Annotated in this window: 1 protein-coding gene; it reads left to right on the top strand. The window is 58.1% G+C overall.

Going from position 1 to position 1,247, the window contains the following annotated elements:
• Positions 1-86: 86 nt before the first annotated feature.
• Positions 87-1,196: an IS481 family transposase gene (locus PKC29_15635; protein HML96836.1), complete on the top strand. Its 1,110-nt coding sequence runs from the start codon at positions 87-89 to the stop codon at positions 1,194-1,196.
• The last annotated feature ends 51 nt before the right edge of the window (positions 1,197-1,247 follow it).

The following is a 1,247-nucleotide window of genomic DNA, read 5'->3' as shown; positions in this document are numbered from 1 at the left end:
GAGAGTGGTAACAAACGTTCGGGGACATAGGTAACACTTTTTTGAATATACTGGCTGCTGAGTAAAGAGCAGGAGAGGAGGCAGCCATGGGATGGAAGAAGGTTACAATCATGTCCCGGCGAAAGGAGTTTGTTATTTTAGCAATGCAGGACGAGGTAACGTTCACCGAGCTCTGCCGTCGTTTCGGGATAAGCCGGAAGACGGGATACAAGTTCGTCAGGCGTTACAGGGAAGAGGGTGTGGAGGGCCTTCGTGATCGCTCCAGGCGGCCCGGGAGCTCCCCCGGCGCCACCCCTCCGGGGACGGAGCGGTTGATACTGGCCCTCAGGGACCGGCACCCTGCGTGGGGAGGGCGGAAGCTCAAGCGCAGGGCCGAGGATATGGGCCACGAGGGGCTTCCGTCTCCGGGCACTATAACTGAGATACTCAGGCGTAACGGGAGGCTTAGCCCCGAGGACTCCGGGAGGCACAAGGCATGGCGGAGGTTCGAGGCCGAGAGGCCTAACGATATGTGGCAGATGGATTTCAAGGGACATTTTCCCGTAAGAGAAGGAAGGTGTCATCCCCTTACCGTATTAGACGATCATTCGCGGTACTCGCTGTGCATCGGGGCGTGCGGGAACGAGCGCAGGGAGACGGTGGCGGGTTATCTGCGGGAGGTGTTTCTCAGATACGGTCTTCCGCGCGCCATACTTACGGATAACGGCCCCGCGTGGGGGCGTGACGATACGTCGCTTACAGTGTGGCTCATGTCCCTGGGTGTGGGGGTTCTGCACAGCCAGGTACGTCACCCGCAGACGCTGGGCAAGGACGAGAGGTTTCATCGTACCATGAATGCGGAGGTGGTGCATGATTGCAGGGGCAGGGGTATGGGGGAGTGCCAGAGGCTGTTTGACCGGTGGAGGGTGCTATACAATACGGAGCGTCCGCATGAAGCCCTCGGGATGAGAGTGCCGGCGGATTGTTATCGAGTGAGTGAGCGGGCGCTGCCGGAGAGGATCACGGAGTGGGAGTACAGCCCTTCGGACGTGGTGAGAAAAGTGCAGGACGGAGGGATACTGCATTATAAGGGCAGGGAGTGGAGAGTGGGCAATGCGTTCAAAGGACAGCGGGTGGGGATAAGACCCACCGGGGAAGACGGAAAGTTAAACGTGTTCTTCCGCAGCTTCAGGATTGCTCAGATATGCCTGCTCTAGTATTATAAAAAACTGTTACCCATGTCTCCGAACACCTGTAACCTATGTCCC

Source organism: Thermodesulfobacteriota bacterium, from assembly GCA_035325995.1.
Taxonomy (GTDB): domain Bacteria; phylum Desulfobacterota_D; class UBA1144; order Nemesobacterales; family UBA2774; genus JADLGH01.
The sequence above is the reverse complement of the archived record's forward strand: the minus strand, read 5'-3'. Positions and strand labels throughout refer to the sequence as shown.

Coding starts and splice junctions, on each gene's coding strand:
- PKC29_15635 (HML96836.1), top strand. CDS start 87: ATGGGATGGAAGAAGGTTACAATCATGTCCCGGCGAAAGGAGTTTGTT.